This is a genomic window from Gracilimonas sp. (assembly GCF_035704785.1).
GTDB lineage: Bacteria > Bacteroidota > Rhodothermia > Balneolales > Balneolaceae > Gracilimonas.
In genome coordinates this window covers 1-7,515 of sequence record NZ_DASSWP010000206.1, presented here as the reverse complement: position 1 = coordinate 7,515, position 7,515 = coordinate 1, and the positions used below count along the sequence as shown (strand labels likewise).

Sequence of the window (7,515 nt, the reverse complement as noted above, 5' to 3'; positions counted from 1 at the left end):
TCCGGCATGTAAATTCTTCGAAGATCAGGGTGACCTTCAAAAAGAATACCATACATATCGTAAACTTCGCGTTCTAACCAACCGGCTGATTTCCAAACTGAAGAAACAGTATCTATTTTTGGATTTTCTTCTTCAACTCTGGTCTTTAAAAATATACGATCGCGAGATTTTAGGTTCATCATGTTGTAGATAACTTCAAATCTTTCATCAGAAGTATATCGGTCCGTTCCGATTATGTCAGTCAGATATATAAAACGGTGCTCTGTTTTGAGATAGTTACAGATCTTGACAATGTTTTCAGCTTCAACACGAATGTAGGTGTGACCACAAGACTGATAGACTTCGATGAGATCTTCCGAGTGATCAGAAGAAAGCCCATCTACAACGCCTTGTAATGTATCGTTCAGTTCTAAACTCATATTCTTAGGTATCTAATAAGACAGAATGCTCAGTTTTAATTTTGTCTTGGATCTTCATCAAAGCATGAAGAAGAGCGTCGGGTCGGGGAGGGCATCCTGATACGTATGCATCTACCGGTAAATAATTATCCACTCCCTGAACCACACCATAGCAACGGTGCATTCCGCCGGTTGACGCGCATGCTCCCATGGCAATACACCATTTTGGATCAGGCATCTGATCCCATATTCTGCGAATGGCGTGAGACATTTTATATGTCGACCATCCGGCTACGATCATTACATCACTTTGGCGAGGTGAGAAACGCATTACCTCGGATCCAAATCGTGAAGCATCGTAACGGGGTCCGGCAAAAGCCATCATCTCGATCGCACAACAGGCTAGTCCCATAGGCATAGGCCATGCAGCATTTGCTCTAGCCCAGTTTGTGAGCGCATCTATTTTAGTAGTAAAAAAACCTTCACCAAGTGCCGATTCAATTCCCATAATATTATTTAAGCTTTAAAATGATTTAAATCCCAATCTAAGGTGCCCTTCTTGAGTGTATAAAGAAGACCCACAAATAGTACAATGATAAATAGCATCATCGCCACGAACGTTCCGAATCCAAGATCAAGGTATCTTACTGCCCAGGGATAAACAAAAACGACCTCAAGGTCGAATACAATAAATTCCATGGCAACCAGATAAAAACTGATCGAATAGCGGTCCCGTGCTTCTCCCACAGGATCCATGCCACTCTCATATGGATTTAATTTAGTTTTATTGGGCCGGAAGGGTCCGAGAATTTTGGATAAAGTTAATAGTACAAAAGCCAAAACCACGGCAACAACAGCAAGAATTAAAATCGGAAAATAATTTTCGAGCATATTCTGAAATGTTCTCAGTTAGTGGGCTGAAAAGTTAGCCTCAATGTTTTGCAATGTCAACGAATTTGGGCGAGAATATACCTTTTATTTGAATTCTTATGGAAGAAAAATCTCAGAAAAATGAATAAACTTTTCTAAAACAGGTAAAGTTAGTTTATTGAATACCTTGGTTTAACACTTGAGTAAAAATCATTACCTTAATACCTAACTATTTAAAGAGGATAGCAGGTGGAAATTTGAGTAAGGTATTAATGGAAATTTTAGGACTCTCAACCAGCCCAAGCAGTGGTGGTGCTTATGCCCTTATTTTAAATGAGGCAGAGGGAAATCAAAGGTTACCAATTATAATTGGATCATTTGAGGCTCAGGCAATTGCGCTAGAGCTAGAAAATATAAAACCCCCGAGGCCCATGACTCATGATCTGCTCAAAAATTTTGTATTAAGTTTTGACACACAGATCAAAGAAGTTTACATAAACGATCTTTCTGAGGGTACTTTTTATGCGCAAATAATTTATGAGCGAGAGAACCAGCTTATTGAATTAGATGCACGACCCAGTGATGCAATAGCACTTGCTGTTCGCTTTAACGCCCCTATTTATGTTAACGAAGAGGTGCTCAATGAAGCTGGAATTAGTACTGAGCCTGAGCATCAAACACTTGAAGAAGCATTGAAAGGCGATGAAACCTCTCCGGGCCAAAAAGAGTTATCTGAACTAGAAAAACTAGAAGCAGAACTTAAAACTGCCATAGAAACTGAAAATTATGAGAAGGCGGCAAAGATCAGAGACCGCATTTCAAAAATGAAAGGATAAGCTTTGGATATATCTGGTTGTTCGTTCAGCGAACTTTCTTACTCGACTTTATTTAATACCTACCTTACCGACTTTGATAAATTAAAATCATTCTATTCATTCAACCCATTGGATGAGAATGAGATCAGCCGCAGAGCCGGCTCCATCCCAAAGACTACTCAGAAAGAGCAGTATATACAGGCGTTGTCTGAATACCATAAGGTTTTGGGGATTTCTGAAGATCAAAAGGATGCTTTGGAGAAATTATCGCAAGATAATGCCTTGGCTATAGTTACAGGACAACAACTTGGGGTCTATGGAGGTCCACTGTTTACTATTTATAAAACAATGACCGCCATATTACTTTCACGAAAATATGAGAAAGAATTAGGGCAACCTGTAGTCCCTGTATTTTGGCTGGCTGATGAAGACCATGATTTTGAAGAAATAGCCTGGGCAGGAATTACCGGCAGAAATGATTTCAATAAAATTAAATTAGACCAACAGGGTAAAGGCATTCCTGTTTCCGAAGAAGAGATCGGATCAGAAATTCAAGCCTTTAAAGCTGAAGTGAAAGAAGAACTTTTTGATACAGATTTTACTGAATCTCTTTGGCGGCTTTTAGACAAACATTATAAACAAGGGAATACTCATGCTCAAGCTTTTGCAGGACTTATTAATGAGTGGTTCTCAAATGAAGGGATATTAATAGCAGGTAGTAACTACAAGCCAATCAAAGATGTGATAGCTTCTACGTTCAATCGCAGCGTTAAAAATTCCGATGCCATTTATCAGGCTATAGAAACAAAAAGTTCAGAATTGGAAGAGATCTTCCATCGGCAGGTAATGAATGGAGATTCAAACCTTTTTTACCTGTCTGAAAAGGAGGGGAGAATAAAGATCCATCGGGATGAAGAAACCTGGACTGCAGGTTCAATAAGTTGGTCAAAGTCAGAATTATTGGATGAGATCGATCATCACCCCGAGAAATTTTCTCCAAATGTATTTTTACGCCCTATAATTCAGGACAAACTATTACCAACACTTGGCTATGTAGCTGGTCCGGGAGAGTTGGCGTACTACGGGCAAATGAATTCTATGTATAGAGAATTTGAACTTGAAATGCCCCCGATCTTTCCCCGCTATACTGCTACAATTATTGAATCGGGGATATCAAGGATCATTGAAAAACTTCCTTTTAAAGTAACTGAATATGAAAAACGCATTGAAGATCTCGAATCAAAATTCATAGAGAGAACAGAAACCGAAGATATTGAAAAAGTGTTTGCAGAATGGAAAAGCAGGTTAGATGCTGCTGCTGAAGAGCCCTTAAAAGTGATCAATGATATTGACCCTACTTTAGAGGGTATGGTGGGTAAAACAGTCGCCGGATTCACTAATGAGCTGGATAAATTGAAAGGACGTGTATATCGCTCCATAAAAAAACAAGAAGAAACGCAGATCAAACGTATTGAAAAGATCAAGGTTAATTTGTTTCCGGATGGCGGTTTACAAGAGCGTTCCGTTTCACCGGTTTATTTTATGAATAAGTATGGGCTCGATATTTGGAAGAATTTATTAACGGCGATCGAGGAAGAAGGACTGGATCTTACCGAGCATCATTTGATAGAGATTTGACATGAATTCAGTTCAGCAGCAAAAGCAAGAAATCCGGGATGAAGTTCTTTCAAAAAGGGAAAGAATTTCAGAATCTGAATGGCGATCAAAGTCAGAAAAAATAATCGGGCATTTACTAAATGCCGATTTTTATAAAACTGCCGAAGTGGTTCATACTTATATTTCGATGAACAAACGTGGTGAAGTTTGTACCGATTTGTTTATTGAGCAGCTTTTTAAGGATAAAAAAAGAGTTGCCGTCCCCATTACTAATTTTACTGATAACACTTTATCTCATTCAGAGATCGGTCCCTCTACTGATTTGATCGAAAATAAATGGGGGGTAAGGGAGCCGAAAAATGTCAAACCTATCCAAGTTTCCGAATTAGACCTGATCATAGTTCCAATGGCCGCAGCAGACCTCAAGGGAAATAGATTAGGCTATGGCAAGGGATTTTATGATCAATTTCTTAAACAAACCCAAGCACTGAAGGCAGGACTTGTATTTGATCAGTTTCTATTTAAAGAGATCCCTGTAGAAGAGTTTGATGAAAAATTAGATGTAATAATTACTGAAGAAGATGTGATTTTCTCGTAACATTACAATGCATAATTCGTAGGGCTTCACAAAGGAAAAATTATGGCTGAAAAAACAAAATCACGATCTGCTTCCAAAACCGGTACCGCAACCCTTGAGTTTGATGAATTTGAGTTAAACTCTACCATGCAGGAATTCCTTAAAGAAGAGGAAAAGGAAACCGGTAAAAGTATTTGGAATGTTGCAACCATATCAGGTATGGTGATGATATTTCTTGCTTTAACTTTTTTGATCCAAAGCGTGGGCTTACCAACCGGAGAATTTCTGTCCGGATTGTCTGAGGGTTTAATTGGCTCTTCCGCGCTTCCTTTGATCGGAGGTGCCCTTATAACTTTAGTTGGGTTTGGCTTTTTAGTGGGAGACAGAAAACGTGCCCGCAAGATCAAAAAAGCACGAAAGAAAGCCAGGTCTAATGCTGCCTCCTCTTACGCCGATATTCCTGGTTCAGAAGATTTAAACTATTCTTCCGGTTCTGGTTCTAAACTAAGTAATGCCCTTGATTCAAGCTCCAAAAAATCTTCGAGCCGATCTACATCTATGGACTTCGATGCCTATGGTTATCGCCACTCTAAGCGATTGATGAAGTCAAGATCAGATAAAAAATGGACCGGTGTTTGTGGAGGATTGGCAAAGTATTTTGGTATCAGCGCAACGGTTGTAAGGTTCATTTTTGTTGCTGTTTTCTTTATGAGCTGGGGGGCAAGTTTACTGGTTTATTTTGGGCTTTCTTTAGCTATGCCTAAGGAACCCGTTGAAATGATGGATGATTTTAATTTCTGATCGTGGGCTTTTTTTCAGCTTACCTCGGTGTGAATGGTATTCTGCTTTTCTTTTCATTTTTATTAAAATTAGTATTCCCAAAAATAATACTATCTTAGATTTTAGACTTCAAAACTTTAAAAGCATTTAAATCCCGCTAAATTGCACCAATCAGAAAGTTTAATTCTAATTGTAGATGACACTCCGGTTAACCTTAAACTTTTATCTCATGTTTTAAAAACTGAAGGCTATGATCATATTGAAGCTTCAACCGGAAAAAGAGCAATTGAACTTGCCAAAAAACATGAACCTGACCTGATACTGCTTGATATCATGATGCCCGGAATGGACGGGTTTGAAGTTATAAGTCATATTAAAAACGATAAACTTCTCAAAGATATCCCTATTATTTTCTTGAGCTCTTTAACTGATACTGAAGATAAAATTGAAGGATTTAAGTTGGGAGGCGTAGATTATATAACCAAACCATTCCAAAAAGAAGAAACGCTCGCTCGGATCAAGACTCATTTAAAGATTCGTTTTTTGCAAAAACAGCTTAATGAACGGATCAAAATCTTACGAGACCGTGAAGTTGAATTAAGCAGGCTAAACCAAAAGAAAGATGATCTGGTACGAATGGTAAGTCATGATATTAAAAATCCACTTACCGGGATCATCGGTTTGGTAAAATTAATTCGGGATAGTGATAAAATTACTCCTGTAGAACAACGCCAAATGTTATCAGTCATTGAAAATAGTGGTACTAATTTGCTTAGTATGGTTCAAGAAGTATTGGATAAAGAGAGTAAAAAGTCAGAGCCTGAAGCACTGGATTATTCTGATATTATTATATCAGATTTATTAGACCGTGTTGTTTCGATGAATAAGGCAAAATCAATTGTTAAAGATATCCGATTGCAATATTCAGTGGATCCAAAAGAACTGAGAGGAACTTTGGATCAAAATAAAATTGAAATTGCACTGAATAATTTAGTTTCCAATGCACTTAAATTCACTCCGCAGAAAGGTGAGGTTGTTGTTGAAGTGAATTTAAAAGAAGAAGACCTGATATTTGAGGTGAGAGACACCGGAATAGGAATTCCGGAGTCAATGGTAGGTAGTATCTTTAAAAATCCGGATAAATCTTCCAGAAAAGGGACAAGTGGTGAAGCAGGGACAGGGCTTGGCCTCGATATTGTTCAACTTTATGTTGAACTCCATGGCGGTGAGGTATGGGTAAAGTCTGAGCTGGATATCGGAACACAGTTTTTTATTCGGATCCCGCAAAACACAATGATATCTAATTTTAGTTAAGCCGTAAAAATTAATAGAAACTTAGTTTTTTTATTCGCGTAGTTAGAATATGAAGTTTATTCACAAACATTTAGAATGGGTGGTGTTCAGCACCGGCTTGATACTTCTTGGACTTATGAGCCCTGAATACACGGGAACCTCATTATGTTTGTTCGATCTTGCAGGTATAGATTTTTGTCCCGGTGAAGGTTTAGGACATTCAATTGCATATACATTCAGAGGGGATCTAAGCTCGGCAATGAATGCTCATTTTGCCGGACCTCTTGCGGTTTTGATACTTAGTGGAAGGGTATTTTATCTGTGGCACAGAATTTATAATCAATCAAAAACTAACGAAAAGGAATCGTAATCATGGCTAATATAATTGATCATTTACCGGAAATTGACGGAGATGAAGCTTTATATGTCGGAAAATTAATGTCTTCTTTATCTGAAGAGCAGGCATCCAAATTTACTTCGGTATATAGGTCTCGTCGTAAAGATCCACAACTTATAATGATCACCTGTATTTTGGGATTTTTCCTGATTGCCGGCGTACATCGTTTGATCTTGAATCAGATCGGTATGGGAATTCTTTACATTTTTACCGGTGGACTATGCCTGATAGGTACCATCGTAGATCTGGTTAATTATAAAGATCTCGCATTTCAGTACAATCGTGAAGTAGCTAAAGAAGTACATTCATTTCTTTGATAAACTGACTATTTACCGACGCCAAAAAACCGATTTATATTAAACCCAAAGCGGAAGTCCATATCAAACATATTGGTATCAGTTCGTGATATAAGATGTTGTTCAGTAAACCATCTTCCGGACATGAAGAATAGCTGAAAAACATGCCCGCCTGTATCAATTTCAAAAGATACAGCGGCATGGTTTTTTGTATCTGAGTTTCTATTTCCGATAACGGGCAGGTATTCAAAGGCTATTGCATTCCTTTTGTTTAATTTATATCTGCCCACAATACCAACTGCTGCAATCGTATTATAAAGTCTATCACTTTCTATTTCTTTCACAACGTTATTAAAATGAGAGATCATAGGTGAAACCTGAAGGCTGAGCTTCTCATTAAACTTTCGAGCGATCATTAAAGATGCGAGGTAGTTTAAACGTTTCGTAAACGTGTAATCAAATCTACGTTCTG

General features: G+C 38.1%; 11 protein-coding genes. 7 read left to right on the top strand and 4 right to left on the bottom strand.

What is annotated here, in order from left to right; genetic code table 11:
• The 3 genes from VFM80_RS11855 to VFM80_RS11845 form a co-directional block, all read right to left on the bottom strand.
• Nucleotides 1–419: NADH-quinone oxidoreductase subunit C (locus tag VFM80_RS11855; RefSeq protein ID WP_395072041.1), on the bottom strand; the 419-nt coding region annotated here is incomplete at its 3' end.
• Between the two features lie 4 nt (nucleotides 420–423).
• Nucleotides 424–906, bottom strand: a complete 483-nt coding sequence (locus tag VFM80_RS11850; protein WP_255135729.1) for an NADH-quinone oxidoreductase subunit B — start codon at nucleotides 904–906, stop codon at nucleotides 424–426.
• An 8-nt stretch (nucleotides 907–914) separates the two neighbouring features.
• Complete coding sequence (locus VFM80_RS11845) at nucleotides 915–1,289, bottom strand: NADH-quinone oxidoreductase subunit A (RefSeq protein ID WP_395072040.1); 375 nt, start codon at nucleotides 1,287–1,289, stop codon at nucleotides 915–917.
• A 236-nt stretch (nucleotides 1,290–1,525) separates the two neighbouring features.
• Here VFM80_RS11845 and VFM80_RS11840 point away from each other — a divergent pair, with 236 nt between their 5' ends.
• From VFM80_RS11840 to VFM80_RS11810, 7 genes are all read left to right on the top strand, one after another.
• On the top strand, nucleotides 1,526–2,104 hold the full coding sequence (locus VFM80_RS11840) for a bifunctional nuclease family protein (protein WP_395072039.1): 579 nt from the start codon (nucleotides 1,526–1,528) through the stop codon (nucleotides 2,102–2,104).
• A 3-nt stretch (nucleotides 2,105–2,107) separates the two neighbouring features.
• Nucleotides 2,108–3,721, top strand: a complete 1,614-nt coding sequence (gene bshC, locus VFM80_RS11835) for a bacillithiol biosynthesis cysteine-adding enzyme BshC (RefSeq protein WP_395072038.1) — start codon at nucleotides 2,108–2,110, stop codon at nucleotides 3,719–3,721.
• Between the two features lies 1 nt (nucleotide 3,722).
• Nucleotides 3,723–4,298, top strand: coding sequence for a 5-formyltetrahydrofolate cyclo-ligase (locus VFM80_RS11830; RefSeq protein WP_395072037.1), 576 nt, complete (start codon nucleotides 3,723–3,725; stop codon nucleotides 4,296–4,298).
• A 42-nt stretch (nucleotides 4,299–4,340) separates the two neighbouring features.
• Nucleotides 4,341–5,078 (top strand): PspC domain-containing protein, encoded by a 738-nt coding sequence (locus VFM80_RS11825; protein WP_395072036.1) that lies wholly within the window; start codon nucleotides 4,341–4,343, stop codon nucleotides 5,076–5,078.
• 141 nt (nucleotides 5,079–5,219) lie between these two features.
• Nucleotides 5,220–6,371, top strand: a complete 1,152-nt coding sequence (locus VFM80_RS11820; RefSeq protein ID WP_395072035.1) for a hybrid sensor histidine kinase/response regulator — start codon at nucleotides 5,220–5,222, stop codon at nucleotides 6,369–6,371.
• Nucleotides 6,372–6,420: 49 nt separating this feature from the next.
• Nucleotides 6,421–6,720 carry a DUF2752 domain-containing protein gene (locus VFM80_RS11815; RefSeq protein WP_395072034.1) on the top strand — a complete coding sequence of 100 codons (300 nt, stop codon included), beginning with the start codon at nucleotides 6,421–6,423 and terminating at the stop codon, nucleotides 6,718–6,720.
• A 2-nt stretch (nucleotides 6,721–6,722) separates the two neighbouring features.
• On the top strand, nucleotides 6,723–7,064 hold the full coding sequence (locus tag VFM80_RS11810) for a TM2 domain-containing protein (RefSeq protein WP_395072033.1): 342 nt from the start codon (nucleotides 6,723–6,725) through the stop codon (nucleotides 7,062–7,064).
• An 8-nt stretch (nucleotides 7,065–7,072) separates the two neighbouring features.
• Here VFM80_RS11810 and VFM80_RS11805 read toward each other — a convergent pair.
• On the bottom strand, nucleotides 7,073–7,515 hold a 443-nt coding region (locus VFM80_RS11805; RefSeq protein WP_395072032.1), incomplete at its 5' end, for a DUF5777 family beta-barrel protein.